At 65.5% G+C, this 17,791-nt stretch carries 14 protein-coding genes; 7 read left to right on the forward strand and 7 right to left on the reverse strand.

Annotated elements, in window-relative coordinates; genetic code table 11:
- Nucleotides 1-66 precede the first annotated feature (66 nt).
- The 6 genes from H9639_RS14535 (at nucleotide 67) to H9639_RS14560 (ending at nucleotide 8,470) form a co-directional block, all read left to right on the forward strand.
- Nucleotides 67-1,314, forward strand: a complete 1,248-nt coding sequence (locus H9639_RS14535; RefSeq protein WP_191808790.1) for an NAD(P)/FAD-dependent oxidoreductase — start codon at nucleotides 67-69, stop codon at nucleotides 1,312-1,314.
- 74 nt (nucleotides 1,315-1,388) lie between these two features.
- Nucleotides 1,389-2,999: a sulfite exporter TauE/SafE family protein gene (locus H9639_RS14540; protein ID WP_225219640.1), complete on the forward strand. Its 1,611-nt coding sequence runs from the start codon at nucleotides 1,389-1,391 to the stop codon at nucleotides 2,997-2,999.
- Nucleotides 3,000-3,164: 165 nt separating this feature from the next.
- Nucleotides 3,165-6,473 (forward strand): DEAD/DEAH box helicase, encoded by a 3,309-nt coding sequence (locus H9639_RS14545; RefSeq protein ID WP_191808791.1) that lies wholly within the window; start codon nucleotides 3,165-3,167, stop codon nucleotides 6,471-6,473.
- 62 nt (nucleotides 6,474-6,535) lie between these two features.
- Nucleotides 6,536-6,994, forward strand: a complete 459-nt coding sequence (locus H9639_RS14550) for a MarR family winged helix-turn-helix transcriptional regulator (RefSeq protein WP_191808792.1) — start codon at nucleotides 6,536-6,538, stop codon at nucleotides 6,992-6,994.
- A gap of 61 nt (nucleotides 6,995-7,055) precedes the next feature.
- A complete protein-coding gene (locus H9639_RS14555; RefSeq protein ID WP_191808793.1) occupies nucleotides 7,056-7,778 on the forward strand; it encodes an SRPBCC family protein in 723 nt (240 codons plus the stop codon).
- Complete coding sequence (locus H9639_RS14560) at nucleotides 7,775-8,470, forward strand: DUF4166 domain-containing protein (RefSeq protein WP_191808794.1); 696 nt, start codon at nucleotides 7,775-7,777, stop codon at nucleotides 8,468-8,470. Before H9639_RS14555 ends, H9639_RS14560 begins: the two co-directional genes overlap by 4 nt.
- Here the strand turns inward: H9639_RS14560 and H9639_RS14565 are convergent.
- Nucleotides 8,439-9,425: a sugar-binding transcriptional regulator gene (locus tag H9639_RS14565; RefSeq protein ID WP_191808795.1), complete on the reverse strand. Its 987-nt coding sequence runs from the start codon at nucleotides 9,423-9,425 to the stop codon at nucleotides 8,439-8,441. The genes H9639_RS14560 and H9639_RS14565 overlap by 32 nt on opposite strands.
- A 119-nt stretch (nucleotides 9,426-9,544) precedes the next feature.
- On the opposite strand from H9639_RS14565, the gene H9639_RS14570 reads away from it, so the two are divergent.
- Nucleotides 9,545-11,281 (forward strand): glycerol-3-phosphate dehydrogenase/oxidase, encoded by a 1,737-nt coding sequence (locus tag H9639_RS14570; RefSeq protein ID WP_191808797.1) that lies wholly within the window; start codon nucleotides 9,545-9,547, stop codon nucleotides 11,279-11,281.
- Between the two features lie 34 nt (nucleotides 11,282-11,315).
- Here the strand turns inward: H9639_RS14570 and H9639_RS14575 are convergent, their stop codons facing one another.
- The 6 genes from H9639_RS14575 to H9639_RS14600 are packed head-to-tail and all read right to left on the reverse strand — an operon-like array spanning nucleotide 11,316 to nucleotide 17,525.
- Nucleotides 11,316-12,431, reverse strand: coding sequence for a Gfo/Idh/MocA family protein (locus H9639_RS14575; protein ID WP_191808798.1), 1,116 nt, complete (start codon nucleotides 12,429-12,431; stop codon nucleotides 11,316-11,318).
- Nucleotides 12,416-13,111, reverse strand: a complete 696-nt coding sequence (locus H9639_RS14580; RefSeq protein WP_191808799.1) for a ThuA domain-containing protein — start codon at nucleotides 13,109-13,111, stop codon at nucleotides 12,416-12,418. Before H9639_RS14580 ends, H9639_RS14575 begins: the two co-directional genes overlap by 16 nt.
- The gene (locus H9639_RS14585; protein WP_191808801.1) at nucleotides 13,108-14,376 is read right to left on the reverse strand and encodes a Gfo/Idh/MocA family protein; all 1,269 of its coding nucleotides are present in this window, start codon (nucleotides 14,374-14,376) and stop codon (nucleotides 13,108-13,110) included. Before H9639_RS14585 ends, H9639_RS14580 begins: the two co-directional genes overlap by 4 nt.
- A gap of 22 nt (nucleotides 14,377-14,398) precedes the next feature.
- Nucleotides 14,399-15,289 carry a carbohydrate ABC transporter permease gene (locus tag H9639_RS14590; RefSeq protein WP_191808802.1) on the reverse strand — a complete coding sequence of 297 codons (891 nt, stop codon included), beginning with the start codon at nucleotides 15,287-15,289 and terminating at the stop codon, nucleotides 14,399-14,401.
- Between the two features lie 2 nt (nucleotides 15,290-15,291).
- Nucleotides 15,292-16,209 carry a carbohydrate ABC transporter permease gene (locus H9639_RS14595; RefSeq protein WP_191808803.1) on the reverse strand — a complete coding sequence of 306 codons (918 nt, stop codon included), beginning with the start codon at nucleotides 16,207-16,209 and terminating at the stop codon, nucleotides 15,292-15,294.
- Nucleotides 16,206-17,525 carry an extracellular solute-binding protein gene (locus H9639_RS14600; protein WP_191808805.1) on the reverse strand — a complete coding sequence of 440 codons (1,320 nt, stop codon included), beginning with the start codon at nucleotides 17,523-17,525 and terminating at the stop codon, nucleotides 16,206-16,208. The genes H9639_RS14595 and H9639_RS14600 overlap by 4 nt, the downstream gene beginning before the upstream one ends.
- Between the last annotated feature and the right edge of the window lie 266 nt (nucleotides 17,526-17,791).

Consider the following 17,791-nt stretch of genomic DNA (forward strand, 5'->3'; position numbering starts at 1 on the left):
AAGGGATGTGGATTATTCGACGATTGCACTGAAGCCACCTGCCTCAGTCGATCCCTAGGAGCTCTTATGTACCCCCGCGCCGCAGCCCCGCGTACCGCCGTCGTCGTCGGAGCGGGCATGGTCGGACTTTCCACCGCCTGGCATCTCCAGGAACAGGGAGTCGAGGTCACGGTCCTGGATCGGTCCGGAGTGGGCGCCGGAGCATCCTGGGGCAACGCCGGCTGGCTGACCCCGGGCATGGCGATGCCGCTCTCGGATCCGTCACTGTGGAGCTACGGGGCGAAAGCACTGCTGGATCCTGCCGCTCCGCTGCACATTCCGGCCCGGCTGGATCCCAAGCTGTGGGCCTTCCTGCTCCGCTTCGCCGCACACGCAACCCCCGGTGCCTGGGCCAAGGCGATGGCAGCACTCACCCCGATCGACCGGATGGCCCTGGACTGCTTCGACGAGCTCACCGATGCCGGCGTCCAGGCACAGACACGCAAGGGGCCGTTCATTATCGGCTTCGAAAAGGAAGCGCAATCCGTGCCGTTCGTCGAGGAAATCCACCATGTGGAAGCAGCCGGCCAGCAGGTTCCGCTGGAGCGGCTGGAAAACGCCCAACTGAAGGTTCCCCAGCTCTCCGCCAATGTGGAGTCGGTGTACGCCATGGAAGGCCAGCGCTTCCTGGAACCGGGACCGTTCGTCGAGGCTCTGGCTGCAGCGGTCCGGGAGCGCGGCGGCCGCATCATCACGGGATCAGAGGTACGGTCCCTGCGGCACGGGCCGTCCGGGATCGCCGTCGAAACCTATGCCCAGGAGCCGGTTGCGGCCGACGTCGTTATTCTCGCCACGGGTGCGTGGCTGCCCAAGCTCGCCCGTCCGCTGGGCGTGAAGACCCTGGTGCAGGCGGGACGCGGCTACTCGTTCAGCGTGGCCACGGACCAGCCGGCTGAGTTCCCTATCTATTTTCCCGCCCGCCGCGTTGCCTGCACGCCGTACCAGGGCCGGCTGCGCATCGCCGGGACCATGGAGTTCCGCGGCCCGGACGAGCCGCTGCAGACCGGCCGGATCGATGCCATCCTTGACTCGGTGCGGCCGCTGTTCCAGAACATGGATCTCACCGAACTCCAGGACATCTGGGTTGGGCCGCGCCCGGTCACACCGGACGGGTTGCCCCTGATTGGCGCCACGAAGGCACCGGGAGTCTATGTGGCCGGCGGTCACGGCATGTGGGGAATCGTGCTGGGTCCGGCCACCGGCAAGCTCCTCGCGGAGCAGATTGTCACCGGTTCCACCCCGGACGCCATCCGGCCCTTCAATCCGCTGAGGTAAGCACTACCGCGGGTACGACGCCGGCGGGGTCCGCAGTCTTTTCCCTGCAGCCCGACTCTGGGACTCTTGCCACCATGGACATGGTGCTGATCGGACTCGCCGGAGGGCTGCTGGTCGGCACAGTGGTGGGCCTGGTCGGAGCCGGCGGGGCGATCATCGCGGTCCCGGCCCTGGTCTACGTGGTGGGGCTCAGCCCGGAAGAGGCGGTACCCACCTCCCTCGTCGTCGTTGGGCTGGCCTCGATTGCCGGCGCCATCCCCCGGCTGCGGTCGGATGTCAGCTGGCCGCTGGTCCTGATCATCGGTCTGGCTGGCATTCCCGCGTCCTGGGCCGGGGCCGCAGCCGGCTCCCTGCTGGACCCGGACTGGCTGATGCTCATCTTCGCCGGCATCATGATTGTGGCCGGCCTGCGGATGCTCAGTGTTTCGCGTCCTTCCGGACGGCCTCCAACGGCTTCCAGTGCGCGGAACAGGGGAACCCTGGCGCTGCGCGGCATCCCGACGGGACTGGCCGTCGGTTTCCTGACCGGGATGCTGGGCGTGGGCGGCGGCTTCCTGATCATTCCGGCCCTGACCCTGCTGCTGGGACTTCCCATCCCGCGCGCCGTCGGCACGTCGCTGGTCATCATCAGCATCAACTCAGCCTCCGGATTCGCCGCGCATCTCGAGGACCTGTCCATCGACTGGGCCCTGACAGCCAGCTTCGCCGCCGCCGCGATGGCCGCGTCCCTCACCGCCGCACGGGCCGCGCACCGGCTCGACGACGCCGTCGTCGGCCGGGTCTTCGCCGTCATGATCTTCGCGGTCGCCCTCGGGGTCCTGCTGCAGACCGTCCCGGCTCTGCTGCGGCAGGAGCCGGCGCCGCCGGAAGCTCCGGCACCGCAGGCACAGCAGGCACCTCAGACCCAGCCAGCCGGAATCAGCGCCAGCCTCACCGTGAGCCGGCTCAGCATCGGCGAGCGCAGCGTGAATCTGGTCATCAGCAACGGCACGGAGACGGACCTGGAAATCACGGCCGCTGCCCTGGACTCTCCTTGGTATACCGGTCCCGCCCCGTGGGTACCCGCCGACGGTGACGGCACCACCGTGCGGCCCGGCGGCCGGGTTGCGCTGCCTGCTGCGCTGCCGGCCGCGGTCTGCGCTGGTGGGACCGACCCGTCCGGGGCGGACAGCTCCGGGGACAACGCAGCCTCCGTCCGGCTCACGCTCGGCGACGGCAGCACCCATTCCGTGGCGGCACCGGACCCCTACTCCTCTTTGGCGGGGGTCCATGGGCAGGATTGCCTGCAGCAGGCGGTGGATGAGGTGGCCGTCATCGCGCTCCCGGCGGGCCTGGGCGTCAGCGAAGACGGCCGAAGCACAGTGATCTCTGTTGCTGTGACTCCGACCGGCGGGGACGGAAGCCTTACCGTGGACGCGATCGGCACCACCACTCTGATCACCGAGGCCCCCGGCAAACCCTGGCCGCGGCAGGTGGAGATTTCCGGCAACGATGCGCCGTCCGTGCTGGAACTGCATATTGTCCCCATGCGCTGCGATGTCCACGCACTGGCTGAGGATAAGGTCGGCACCCGGCTGCCGCTGGAGATCGAGGCCGGCGGCTACCGCGGGCAGGTGCGTCTGGAACCGCCGCCGGAATTCACGGCCGCGGTCTACGAGTTTGTTCGTTCGGCCTGCACTCAATAGCCGGCACGAAATAGCTTGCACGCGAATCACGCCATTGTGATCCGCGTTACAGGCGATGCTACCTGTCCCCGCTGCGGAAGGCTAAACGGAGACACGCGGGCACTTCTGACCTGCAGTCTTGAGGCTTCGTGAAGCGCCGTCGGTGCTGCGTGAGACGATATTTTTATGCCTGCGACCATGCCCCTCGTTGATGTCACCGATATCATCCGTGTGGTCGGCGGCACCGCTTTTCAGCGGGGGCAGAGCTACGCCAAGGGCGGTGCGGTGGAGTCCCTGGACTGGGATTCGCCCGAAAACGTGCTGCGGGCAAGGGTGCGCGGACACGCCAATACGCCGTACCGCACCATGCTGGTCCTGGAACCCAAACGGCAGGGCGACTACCGCCTGGCGGACAACCATTGCAGCTGCCCGGTGGGCTACGACTGCAAGCACGTCGCCGCAGCAGCCCTGCAGAGCAACACCGAACACCTGATCAGCCGGCAGGAGCTGCGCAGCCCTCCGGCCACGCCCGCCGTCCCGGCCTGGCAGCAATCCCTCCAGCACCTGCTCGAAGGCACGGAAAGCAGCGAGCCACGGCACACCACTCCCCTGGGCCTGCAGTTTGAACTGCGCAGGCGCGACGGCGGCGCCAGCGGCGTGTGGGGTCCCCCGCCTTCGCGGCGCGGCACCCGGGCACCGGCCTGGCGGCTTGGGGTCCGGCCGGTGGTGCGTAACGCCCGGGGCGCCTGGGTCAAGAACAACCTGGCGTGGACCAACCTCGCTTACCAGACGTACGGCTTGAAATTCGATCCGGAACAGCACCGCTGGTTCTCCCAGTTCCCGGCCCTGCACCGGTCCAACGGCGTGACCTACTTCGGGCAGAACGACTCCTGGCTTTATCTGGATGACTTCGCCAATCCGCTGCTCTGGCAGCTGCTGGAAGAGGCACAGCGTCTGGGTGTGGAATTTGTCGGCACCAAGAAGGACATCACCGTGCAGCTCGGCGCCGAGGCCATCCTGGCCCTCGATGTCCGGGCCACCGCTGCCGGAGACTCGGCGCCGCTGCAGCTGCTTCCCAGCCTGGAAATCGATGCCCAGCACTATCCGTTGGATACGGCAGGCATCATCGGAAGCCACGGCCTGTACGTCCGCTCAGCCAACGGAACGATCCTGCTGGCACCGAGTCCGCGGACCCTCACCGAGCAGGACCGCGCTCTACTGGCCGGGAACGCACCGGTCACCATTCCCCAGGCAGATACCGCCCTGTTCCTGGAGAAGTTCTATCCGAAGCTCCGTCAGGTGCTGCCGGTAACCAGCAGCGACGAGTCCGTGCAGTTCCCGGAGGTCGAGCCGCCGCTGCTGGTCCTCACCGCGTCCTTCCAGCCCGATCATCTGCTGGCTCTGGCCTGGGAATACGAGTACCGGCAGGGCACCAGTGCCCACCGGATTCCCTTGGACGCGCACCCCGCCGCCGGCGGACCGGCGGCCCGGGATCTGGGAGCCGAAGCCGACGTCCTGGCCACCGCCACGCAGGTGCTCGGCACCGCACCGCGGAATACCGTCCTGCAGGACATCGATACCGCCGAGTTCAGCGAATACACGCTTCCGAAACTGCAGAAAGCCGATGGAATCCGGGTCGATATCCTCGGTGAGCGGCCGGACTACCGCGAACTGACCTCGGCGCCGAAACTGAAGATCACCACGGTGGAGACCGAACGCCGGGACTGGTTCGACCTCGCGGTGATGATCACCGTGGACGGGCGGCAGGTGGCCTTCGCTGACGTCTTCAAGGCCATCGCCAAGGGAAAAACCAAGCTCAGGCTCGTGGATAACACCTATATGTCCCTGGACCGTCCGGAGTTCGAACAGCTCCATGCCCTGATTGAAGAGGCCCAGGCGCTGCAGGAATGGGACACCGGTGCCCTGTCGATCAGCCGGTACCAGGCCGGGCTCTGGGCGGAACTCGAAGAGCTGGCGGAAGAAACCGAGCAGGCCGCTGCCTGGAAGTCCTCGGTCAGCGGCCTCCTGGAACTCGACTCCGTGGAGCCGGTGCCGCTTCCGGCGGGTTTGAACGCCGAACTCCGGCCCTACCAGGTCCAGGGGTACAACTGGCTGGCCTTCCTCTGGGACCACGGGCTGGGCGGAGTCCTGGCGGATGACATGGGTCTGGGCAAGACGCTGCAGACCCTGGCACTGATCGCCCGGGCGCGGGAAACCCAGGCGGGCAAAGCCCGGGAACAGGAGACCCAGCCGGCCCGCCGCCCGTTCCTGGTGGTCGCGCCGACGTCAGTGGTGCCGAACTGGATCTCCGAAGCCGCCCGCTTCACCCCCGGTCTGCGGGCTGTGGCTGTCACCGACACCAGCAGCAAATCACGCCGGAAGCTGGCCGAGATCATCGACGGCGCAGACATCGTGGTGACGTCCTACGCCGTCTTCCGGCTCGACTTCGCCGCCTACCGGGAACAGGACTGGGACGGACTGATCCTGGACGAAGCGCAGTTCGTGAAGAACCGCACCACTAGGGCCAATCAATGTGCCCGGGACCTGCCGGCGCCGTTCAAGCTCGCGATCACCGGCACCCCCATGGAAAACAACCTCATGGAACTGTGGTCCATGTTCGCCATCGTGGCACCCGGATTGTTTCCATCCGCCCGCAGGTTCGCTGAGGAGTACCAACGCAGGATCGAAAAGTCCCAGGACATGGAACTGCTGGGCCGGCTCCGCCGCCGGATCAAACCGCTGATGCTGCGCCGCACCAAGGAAGCCGTGGCCTCCGATCTGCCGGCCAAGCAGGAGCAGGTCCTGGAGGTGGAGCTGAGCCCCAAGCACCGGAAAATCTACGAGACGCACCTGCAGCGCGAACGCCAGAAACTGATGGGCCTGCTCCAGGACATGGACCGGAACCGGATGATCGTGTTCCGCTCGCTGACGCTGCTGCGCATGCTCAGCCTCGACGCCTCCCTGGTGGATCCGGAAAATCAGGGAGTGCCCTCAGCCAAACTGGATGCCCTGCTTGAGCAGCTTCAGGACGTAACCGCGGAAGGGCACCGTGCCCTGGTCTTCAGCCAGTTCACGTCCTTCCTCAAGATCGCTGCCCAGCGGCTCGAGGCGGCCGGGATTCCCTACGCCTATCTGGACGGGTCCACGCGCAACCGGGCCGAGGTGATTTCCGGGTTCAAGGATGGCGAAGCTCCGGTGTTCCTGATCAGCCTGAAGGCCGGCGGTTTCGGCCTGAACCTCACGGAGGCGGACTACGTCTTCCTGCTGGATCCCTGGTGGAACCCGGCCACGGAAGCCCAGGCCGTGGACCGCACCCACCGGATCGGGCAGACCCGGTCCGTGATGGTCTACCGGATGGTCGCCAGCGGAACCATTGAGGAAAAGGTCATGGCCCTGAAGGAACAAAAAGCCGCCCTGTTCTCCTCGGTCATGGATGACGACGCCGTTTTCAGTTCCGCCCTGACCGCCGAGGACATTCACGCCCTGCTGCAGTAACGCCCTGCGGCCCGGACACTCCGGCCATTCCCAGCGTCCGGTTCGGTTTGTACAGTGGGGGGATGGCTACCCAGGAACGTCCCATAGGATTTTGGCTCAAACTGGTGGATCAGCTGGTCGATGAACAGTACGGCGCCAGCTTCGAGGAGCACGGCGTCACCCGCCGGCAGTGGCAGATGATGAACATGCTCACCAACGGGCCTGCCACCGAACAAGAGCTCTCAGACCAGCTCCGTCCGTTCTTCCCCCCGGTGGAGGCAGGCACGTCCAAGGAACTGATCGACGAACTTGCCGAAAGCGGCTGGGTTGCGGTGCAGGACGGCGAGTATGCGCTGACCGAGCTGGGATCGCGCAGCCTGGAGAACCTGCGCGGCGCCGTTGAACGCATCCGGGACCAGCTCACCTCGGAGGTGTCCGAGGAGGAATATGCCGCGCTGGTGGGTGTGCTGCAGCGGATGGCCGGCAACCTCGGCTGGAGCGAACCCCGCGGCACCATGGACGCAGATACCCCCGGGCTTTAGAACCCCGGACTTTAAGCAACCCCGGCCTTTGAAACCGGCACGCCAGCGGTAGGCTCCCTTCATGGGGAAGCAGATTTATGTGGAGATACTGGTCCGTGCGCCGCTGGACACCGTCTGGAACCTGACGCAGCAGCCGGATCTCCACTCCCGCTGGGACCTGCGGTTCAGTTCCATCGTGCCGCTTACGGACGGACCGCCGCAGGAATTCCGCTACGAGTTCAGGCTGCCGCTCCACACCGTTCACGGCACCGGCGTATCCCTGGGCGGGCGGACAGGCGCGGGCGGTGCCGCTACCTCTGTCCTGAAGTTCAGCACCAAGGACCCGTTGTCCCCGATTGGTCCGGGAGCAGGCTACTGGCGCTACGTTCCAGCCAACGACGGCGGCACCCGGTTTATCACCGGCTACGACTTTGCGCCGGGCTGGGGCCGGATCGGCACCTGGCTGGACAAGCCGCTCATCCGCCCGCTGCTTGGCTGGGCCACCGCCTGGAGCTTCGACCGGCTGCGGCTGTGGGCCGAGGAGGAGCTGGACCCCCGGTGCACCCGCAACCGGTGGCTGCTCGACGGCGGCACGCGGCTGGGCGCAGTGGCCACGGGCGTCATTCTGGTGTTTCGGAGGCCGAGGCCGGCAACCGTACTGACCGCCTTCGCTGCTGCCGCCGCTGCCAGCCTGATCCCCCGGCATCCCAGCATTCCACGGGCGGACCGCTGCCTGCGGAATCCGCCGGACCGCAGAGCCGGCCAGGCGCCGTCGTCGCTCGCTTCGCTGGCGGAACCGGCATGAGCGGTGACGCCCAGTCCATCTTTGCCCGCGCCCTCGGCCCGGATTTCGACCGGCTGCACCCGATGCTGCAGCAGCGTTTCGGTGTGGACCCGGCATCCGGCTACGCCTGCCTGGGCCGCGGCGTCTTCGCCGAAGTGCGGCGCGGAGCCTGGTGGACGGTACCGTTCCTGAAGGTTGGTGCGTACCGGAATATCCTCTTCCCCGAACGCGGCACGGACGTTCCCTTCACCATCGAGAACTATCCCTACACCGACGGGTTCGGGCGGCCCACTGTCACGTTCACCCGCACCCTGGAGATGCGCCCGGGCAAACCGCGCCGGTTCGACGCGACCATGGTCTACAGCGAAGCCCGCGGCACCGTGGTGGACTATCTCGGCAGCCACCAGCACCTGGCCACGGATCTTCGCCTGGCTGTCCGGGAGGACGGCTCACTGCACCTGCGCTCCACCGCTCTGCGCTTCCATGAAGGGCTGCTGCACTTCACCGTGCCACGGTTCCTGACCGGATCGGCGGACCTGTACGAGGCCTACGACGACGAGCGGCAGGTCTACACGATCCAGCTGCAGGTCCGGAATCCCCTGTTCGGGTTCCTCTTTGGCTACCGCGGAGAGTTCAGCTGCGCCTTCGTACCCGTCACCGGCGCAGAGGTACCAGCCGGACTCAAGCCGCTCCGGGAGGAACTGCGGGACTAACGCCCCGGGACAGGTGACGGGTCAGCGTGCGGGCCGTGCCGTCGTCGAGCACCAGGTCCGTGATCACGCCGGCCCGCAGCGCTGCGAGCAGTCCCGGCACCTTGTGATCGCCCGAGACCACACAGAGCCGGCGGGGAATCTGCCTCAGTTCCTGCGGTGTGGGCCCGGAGGCGCGGCGGTTCAGCCCGATGTCCGCATAGCTGCCGTCCTCGCGCAGGAACACCGTACACACATCGCCCACCACCCGTTGCGCGGCGAACTCGCGGAATGCGTCCTCCGTGAGGTAGCCGCCGCTGTACACCTCCGAGGGCGAGGGTCCCTGGAACGCGCCGACGCTGAACACCGCCAAATCCGCCTCGGCCCGCACCGCCAGCACCCTCCGTACCGTGGATTCCTGCCACATCAGTTCCCTCGTCCGTTCGTCGTCGAAGAAGGCAGGGGCCGGAAACTGGATCAGCGCGGCGTCAAAGGAGGCCGCCATCCGCGTCAACAGCCCAGGAGAGGCATTCAGCTGCGCCGACCGGGCGCTCACGGCGCCGTTCATCTGCACCACGGTCGCGTCCCGGGTGAGCTTCGGCTGGAGGGCGGCCGCGACTGCCGACGTCGTTGTACCCCAGGCCACCGCCATGGTCATCCCGTCGGTGAACCAGTCATGGATTAGCACCGCTGCGTGCCGGGCGGCGGCCTCCAGCCGTTTGGCGTTGGATGCCGTAGCCGGTGCCGCAGCCAGATAGGTGGTCACACCGAAGGACTTCCGCAGAGTCCGCACCAGCTCATTGCGCGTGTCCACCGGCGCCGAGAGGGTGATCCGGACGATGCCCCGCTCCCGCGCTGCCTGCAGCATCCGCGAGACGGTGGAGCGGGAGACATTGAACCGTTCCGCGACCGCCTCCATCGTGGCGCCCTGGATGTAGTAAAGCTCTGCTGCCCGGTACAGATCAGCATCTTCGTGCATGGCATCTCCCTCGACTGTGCACGTTCGTTCATCTACTTTGATCGTACTCCCAGCTGGGGCCTAAGGTTCAGCGAAGACTCCGGATCTACAGGTCCGACCCGAATGCGAAAGGCCTCCACATGTCAACTCGCCTGCCCTCCACCGGGAACCGCGACGCCGTCCTGGACGAGCTCGCTGATGGTCCCGAACTCGATGTCCTAGTAGTCGGAGGCGGGGTGACCGGCGCCGGCATCGCCCTGGATGCCGTCTCCCGCGGCCTGCGTACCGCCATCATCGAAGCCCAGGACTGGGCCGGCGGCACCTCCCAGTGGTCTTCCAAGCTGGTCCACGGCGGCCTGCGCTACCTGCAGCAGCTGGACTTCAAGCTGGTAGCGGAGGCGCTGCGCGAGCGTGAGCTGCTGCTCGATTCACTGGCCCCGCACCTCGTCAAGCCCGTGCCTTTCCTCTACCCCATCACGCACCGCGGCTGGGAGCGCCCCTACGTCGCCGCCGGCATTGGCCTCTACGACACCCTGGCGCACGTCGGCGCCAAGAACGCCACCATGCCTATCCAGCGTCACCTCGGTATGAAGGGCGTCAAAGAGGCCTTTCCTGATATCAAGGAAGGCACCATGGTCGGCGCCATCAAGTACTGGGACGGCAAGGTCGACGACGCCCGCCTGGTCCTGACCCTGGTCCGCACCGCCGCGCGTCTGGGCGCCACGGCCGTCACCCGTGCCAAGGCAGTCTCCTTCCCGCAGGATGCCTCCGGCCGGGTGTCCGGCGCCGTCGTCCGCGATCTGGAGACCGGCCGCGAGCGCACCATCCGTGCCAAGACCGTGATCACCGCCACCGGCGTATGGACCGAGAAAACCCAGGATCTGGCCGGGGCCGACGGCGGCCTGAAGGTACTTGCGTCCAAGGGCATCCACATCATTGTGCCGCGCGAGCGGATCTCCGGTGAGTCAGGCCTGATCCTGCAGACCGAGAAGTCCGTGCTGTTTGTGATTCCGTGGGAGCGCTACTGGATCATCGGCACCACCGACACTCCGTACCACCAGGAGCTGTCGACGCCGGTGGCCACGAGCGCGGACATCGACTACGTCATCGAGCACGCCAACGTGGTGCTGGACAAGCCGCTGACCCGCGACGACGTCATTGGCACCTACGCCGGCCTGCGCCCGCTGCTGCAGCCGGGCACTAAGGGCGACGAACAGTCCACCAAGATCTCCCGCGAGCACACCGTCACCGAGGTCCTGCCCGGCCTAGTCGCGATTGCCGGCGGCAAGCTCACCACCTACCGGGTCATGGCCGAGGACGCCGTGGACCTGGCCCTGGGCGCACGCGCCAAGGAGCTGCCCTCCGTCACCGCCAAGACCCCGCTGCTCGGTGCCGACGGCTATCTGCCGCTGACCCGCCAGGCCGCCGCGCTGGGTGCGAAGTACGGCTGGACCGAACAGCAGGTGATCCGGATGCTGGACCGCTACGGATCGGCCATCTCCGAGATCACCGAACTCGTGGACGAACGGCCCGAGCTGGCTGCCCCGCTGCAGGGTGCCCCGGCCTACCTGCGGGCGGAGATCGTGCATGGCTGCACCCATGAAGGCGCCCTGCACCTGGAAGATCTGTTCGACGTGCGCACCCGCCTCACCTGGGAAGCCCCGAACCACGGCCTGGACGCCGTCGAGGAGATTGCCGACCTGGCCGCCGAAGCGCTGGGCTGGGACCAGGCCCGCCGCGACGCCGAGGTGCGGGCGTACCGCGCCCGCTGCGAGGCCCAGGATGCTGCCGCCGCGATCGCGGACGAACCCACCGCTGCAGCCGTCCGCTCCGAGGTACCGGGCGTTGTCGAGGCCGTGGCGCGCACCGTGGGCTAGGCGAAGATCAGGTGCCTGGCCCCGCGCTGCGGGGTCAGGCAGTGACCTCCTCCGACGACGTCAGCGACATCAGCGGCACGCCCTCCGGACGGGCTGCGGTGCTCTGCACCCTGACGGCGGCCCCGCTGCCGGCTGCCTCGAGCAGCGACTCCATCACGTCCAGCACGTGGTAGGCGAGGTCGCCGTTGGCACGGTGCAGTCCGTCCGCGGGTGCGAGGGCCATGTCCGCGAGCCCGTACCCCCGGCCGGCGCCGATGTAACCCGCGCTGCTCGGCAGCGTTTCCCAGCCGCCATCCCTGTTTTCAAGACGGCAGATGGAGACGTCGCCGTCAAAGTAGTTGGGGTCGGGAACCACCATGCTGGCCCGTTCACCGTGGATTTCGATGCTAGAGGACCGGGTCTGTACGGCGTCGAAGCTCATGACCAGGGTGGACAGGGCACCTGAGTCGTGGACGAGGACCCCCGTGACGTGCGTGTCGATCGTGACCGGGACAGCTTCCCCGGCCCGCGGACCGCTTCCGATGGTGCGCACCGAACGGGTGTGACTCGCCGCACCAACCACGGATGTGACCGGCCCCAGGAGGGTGACCAAAGCCGTCACGTAGTAGGGCCCCATATCCAGCAGCGGCCCGCCCCCGGGAACGTAGTAAAAGTCGGGGTTGGGGTGCCAGCGCTCATGGCCGGGGGTGACCATGGTTGCCGTAGCGGCAATCGGACAGCCGATCAGGCCGCTGTCGATCGCACGGCGGGCGGTCTGGATCCCGGTGCCAAGCACGGTGTCCGGGGCGCAGCCGACTCGTAAGCCCGCAGCGGATGCCAGTTCGAGCACCTTGCGGGCCTCTTCCGTGCTGGCCGCCAGGGGCTTCTCGCCATAGACGTTCTTGCCCGCATTGAGCGCCCTCAGGGACACCTCTGCATGGGCTGCCGGGATGGTGAGGTTTAGAACCGTGTCGATCTCCGGGTCGGCCAGCAGCTCCTCCACCGTCAGGGCTCGCACACCCTCCTGCCCTTTGGCTGCAGCGTCAGCGCGATCGGGATCGAGATCGGCGACGGCAACGAGGTTAACGGACGGCAGTGTCGGCAGGGTGGCCAGATACTGTGCAGCGATCGCGCCGCAGCCGATAATTCCGACGTTCAGCGGCTCGCCCACAGCAAACCCCTTTCGATGATAGTGCGGACGTTCAGATCGTCAAGGATTTCGACACGGTGGCCGGGAGTCGAGACGAAGATGCGGCCGCTGCCCCACTGACGGGTCCAGATGGCCGGTGAAGTTACCGGACGATGCCAGGGATCCCAGGCCCGAACCGCCTGAGTGGTGGTTGCCAGGACATCGATGTAGTCGTCGGCCAGCACCCAGTACTGTTCGGTGACGAGCTCGAAATCTTCGATGCCCCGGGTTATGGGGTGGTCGGCGGCCGCCGGGAGCATGTTGACGGTGTAGGGCACATAGTTGTCGGACTGCTCGCCGGTTCGCTCATCGGGATGCTTGCCCGGATGGCACGCGAATTGTCCGCCGATCAGGTGAAGATAATCGGATTCGTTCCGGTAGGAATCTGCAATGCCGCCGTGCCAGCCGGCCAGACCGGTCCCAGCCTCGACGGCGGCCCGCAGGCCTGCAAACTCATCCTTTTCGATCGTGTTCATCGTGTTGCACTGCAGAATGAGGTCTACGGACGCCATGTACTCGCTGTCGGCGTAGATCTTGGGGGACTCCTCGATCCGCACCGAGTATCCATGGTCGCGGAGGAATGGAATAAAGCGCTCAGTAGCTTCGACGGGCTGGTGCCCGTCCCAGCCACCGCGCACGACGAGAACTTGCTTGCTGGTCATGGTGTCCCTTTCCCGGGAGTTGATACGCGGCTCTGTGCCCCGGTGGCGCCGGCCGCTTCGATAGAGGCAGCCAACGGAAGGTCCGTCCACTGCCACCTGGATTCGTCCGCTGCTGAGCGCTCAACGGCGTGCAGGACCTTCTGGACCCGCAATGCCTCGTCGAAGGAGGGTGAGGGTGTGGTTCCGCCGGAGATCGACTGCACCAAGTCCACCACCTGGTGGGTGAAGCCGTGCTCATATCCGAGGCCGTGCCCGGAGGGCCACCAGTTGCCGGTGTAGGGGTGAACCGGTTCGGTCACGTTAATGGTGGTGAAACCCGCCGCCTCAGCGTCAGTGCTGCCGTCATAGAACTCCAGGGAGTTCATATTCTCGAAGTCGAAGGCCAACGACCCCCGGGTTCCGTTGACTTCCAGACGCATGGAGTTCTTCCTGCCCAGCGCGAAGCGGGTGGCCTCGAAGACGCCGACGGCTCCGCCGTCGAACCTGGCACTGAAGATGGCGGCGTCATCCACCGTGACCTGTCCGGTCCGGCCGTCGTCGGCGCCGGTTCCCCCCAGTCCTATCCTCGTTCCGGCCAGGGGACGCTGGTGTACGAAAGTGTTCATGAGGGCTGACACACCGGAGATGTCCAGACCAGTCACATACTGCGCCGCATCAATGCTGTGCGCGCCGATGTCCCCGAGCGCTCCGGACCCCGATTTTTCCCGGTCCAGGCGCCACGTCATGGGCACGTTTTCGTCCGACAGCCAGTCCTGGAGGTACTGGGCGCGAATGTGCCGGATTTCTCCGAGCCGGCCCTGCTCAACCAGTCGCCGGGCCAGGGTTAAGGCGGGAGTGCGGCGGTAGGAGAACCCGCACATGGCATAGGTTCCCTTCGCCTCGGCGCTTCGGGCTGCCTCGGCCATCCGCTCGGCTTCCTCGACGGAGTTGGCCAGCGGTTTCTCGCAGAGCACGTGCTTACCGGCCTCGAGAGCCGCAATGGCGATTTCGGCGTGGGTGTCTCCCGGGGTGCAGATGTCGATTAGATCGACGTCGTCGCGCTCCACCAGAGAGCGCCAGTCAGTCTCGGTTTCCTGCCAGCCCATCGTGTCCGCTGCCGCTTTGACGGCAACCTGGTCACGGCCGCAGAGGACGGCGAGTTCCGGTCGAAGCGGAAGGTCGAAAAAGCGCGGTGCGGTGCGCCAGGCGTGGGAGTGCATAGCGCCCATGAAGGCATAGCCCACCATGCCTACCCTCAGGGTTGAGGGCTGCTGCGTGGTAGTCATAAGGCTCCGGTTTCCTTTCGGTCTACTTGCTGAATCCGGCGGTCAGACCGCTGACGAGCTGGCGACGAGCCAGAACGTAGAGGACAACCAGCGGAAGGGTGGAGAGAACGACGGCGGCGAGCACCGCCGGGATGTTGACGGTGAACTCGTCCTGGAAGGCCCAGAGCGAGAGAGGCAGCACCCGTTTGTCGGGGCTCTGCGTAAGGATGAGCGGAAAGAGGAAGCCGTTCCACACCTGCAGGGCGTTGTAAATGGCGATAGTGACCACCGCGGGCCGAACCAGCGGCAGTGCCAGCCGCCACATCATGGTGAACTCCGAGCATCCGTCCAAGCGCATGGACTCGAACAACTCGCGGGGGACGTCACGGAGGAAGTTCGAGAGGATCAGCACCGAGATGGGGATGGCAAAAGCTATGGAGGGCAGGATCAGTGCCAGCAGGGTGTCGTAGAGGTTTGCCCGCGTGATCATGAAGTAAATAGGAATGATCGTTGCCTGCAGCGGAATAGCCAGGCCCATGAGGAACAGGGTGTGTGAAGCAGCGATGATCCGCCCGGTCCCCCTGACCACGGCGTACGCAGCCATGAAAGAAACCGCGACTGCCGGGATTACGCTGCCCACCGTCACGATGACGCTGTTGACGAAGTATCGGACGAAGTCCGCTTCGAGGACCGTTTGGTAGTTGGCAAGAGTAGGGTCGCTGGGCGGGGCCAGGGGGTTCGATCCGAAGAACCCCGCCTGGTTCTTCAGGCTGGTGATGACCACGTAGTAGGCGGGAAGGATGATCAGGGCCAGCCACAGCCACCCTCCGAGGCCGCCCAGAAAGTTGGGCGTGCTTCGGCGCGTCCCTCTGCCGCGCTGGCGGGCTTTCGGGTTCGGTGCCGCGTCCCGTTCTGTTTCGGTAGCGAGTGCCATCGCTATGCTCCTTCCAACTGACTGGCGCCGCGGTTCCTGCCGCCAATCCGCTGCAGAACGAGGGCGAGGCCGAGGCCGATCACCACAAGAATCACGCCGAGGGCGCTCGCGGCACCCATGTCGTTCGCACGGAACCCGGTGAGGTACATGTGCAGGGGCAGCAGCCGCGTCTCGTAGCCCGGCCCGCCCGCGGTGAGGATGAAGATCAGGTCGAAATAGGCCAGCGACCCCAGGACCATCAGGGTCGAAGAGGTGATGATGGTGTACTTCAACTGAGGCAGCGTGATGTGGAAAAACTGCTGCATCCTGCTGGCTCCGTCAATCTGCGCCGCCTCATAGAACGACGCCGGGATCTGGCGAACGCCGCCCTGGTAGATGAGTGTGTGGAACGGAACGAACTGCCAGGCAATGACAAAGATGACCACAAAGAGCACCAAGTCCGAGCTGCCGAGCCAGTTCTGGGCAAGGAACGGCACGCCAAGGCCCGGTCCCATCCCGAAGTTAGGATCCAGCAGGGCTTTGAACGCGATCGCCACCGCCGCGGATGAGAGCAGCAGCGGAACAAAGTAGAGGACCGCGAGCAGTGCCCGGTACCGCTGGGTACCGGCGGTGAACACGCCCAACAGGAGGCTAATAGGCAGCTGCACGATGAGGGAGAAGAACATGATCTTCAACGTCACAACCAGGGCGTTTAAGGTCACCGGATCCGTGAGGGCTGTTCGCCAGCTCTCCAGGCCAGCGAAGGAAATCGCACCCAATCCGTTCCAGTTGGTGAAGCTCAGGAACACCACGCCGAGCAGTGGGACCACCGCAAAGACCAGAAAGAAGACCAGCGCCGGAACAACCATCCACGCCGGGGGGCCCGTTCGCCGGGCCCCCCGAACCGCCAGGGCGGGTTTTGCTTTTAGCAGTGTGCTCATTTGCCAAGTGTCGCGTTCATGTTCTCGGCGAACTGCTGGGGAGTGATCGCTCCGATGAAGATCTGATCGAGATTCGCCAGCATGGCGTCACCCTGCGCCGGGCTAAGTGCCTGGTCCCAGGACAACTGGAAACTCGGTGCATCCTGGGCCAGTCCGTAGACGAACTCCACGAAATTCTTATCGTCGGAGGCTGCCAGCTGGTCTTCGATGCCCTTCACAGCCGGAACCGCGCCGGAGTCGATCATGGCCTGGGTGTACTCCTCGTTGAACAATCCGTCTTTGAGATAGTTCATGGCCGACGCCTTCTGTTCCTGAGACGCAGTGGCGGAAAGGGACCACATGTTGGCAGGGTTGCCCACCACGTTCATCGGATCCCCCGCACCGCCTTCGACCTCCGGGAACGGCACAAAGCCGACCGCGCCCGACTCCACGAACTCCGGGGCGTCGTTCTTCAGGTTCTGGTAGACCCACCCGCCGTGCAGCATCATGGCTGCCCGGTCGGTGTAGAGGAGGGCACTGTCGGCACCGGCATCAGCCGCAATGGAAGAGAAACCATTGATAAATCCGCCCGCGTCGACCAGTTCCTGGATCTTGGTGAGCGCTTCCAGGACGGCCGGATGGGACCAGGCACCCTCGTCACCGTCCAGGATTGCCTTGAAAACTTCCGGGCCACCGATGCGGTCCACGAGGTAGGACAGCCACATGAGGTTGGGCCACTTGGACTGTCCCGCCAGTGAGAAGGGAGCAACGCCGGCGTCGTTGAATTTGGGCACCAGGGCCATCAGTTCATCCCAGGTCTCAGGCGGTTCCGCGCCAATCTGATCGAAGAGCTCCTTGTTGTAGTAGAGGACAACAGGCTGCATGTTGTTGTTGGGAAGCGCGTAGGTCTTACCGTCGATCACTCCGTTCTGGAAGACGGATTCGATGTAACGGTCCTTCACCTCGGGGTTGTCTGCGAGGAACTGGTCCAGTTCCTCCACGTGGCCGGCGTCGACGTAGGACTGAAGCACGCCGCCGCCCCATCCGTAGATGAATGTGGGGCCCTCGCCTGCGCCGATGGCTGTGCGGACTTTGGTCTTATAGGCGTCGTTGGCGAAGAATTCCTGGTTGATCGAGTCGTCGGGGTTGCTTTCATTCCAGGAATCCACCGAAGATTTGAAGATTTTCTCACTACTGCCGGTCAGTGCCCACATGCTCGGCGAATCGGAGTTGGCGGAGGAATCGGACGGTCCGCTGGAGCCGCAGGAAGCGAGAGTCAGGCCGAGTGCGAGCGCAGCCGCTGCAGCAGATAGGGTCTTGGTTGTTCGCATGTTCATCAGATCTTCCGTAAGTCAAGTCAGCTTCAACCCGGCGGTCGGCTGAGGTGGACGGGTCAGCTCCGCGGGGCACGCGGTCGCTGACCGCCACTCTGCGGAAGAGATTTCGAAAACTTTTCGATAAAACAAGCTAGCGAGCGTAAAGTTACCTGCATCACACTCAATGGTCAACCGTTCAAATTCCGCTAATGTTGGCGCAGCCGGTCACCCTGCGACGCTACGACTGTTCACTGCTCCGAAAACTATGAGACCGGGCAAGAAAGGAA

This window comes from Arthrobacter gallicola, from assembly GCF_014836775.1.
Lineage (GTDB): Bacteria > Actinomycetota > Actinomycetes > Actinomycetales > Micrococcaceae > Arthrobacter_B > Arthrobacter_B gallicola.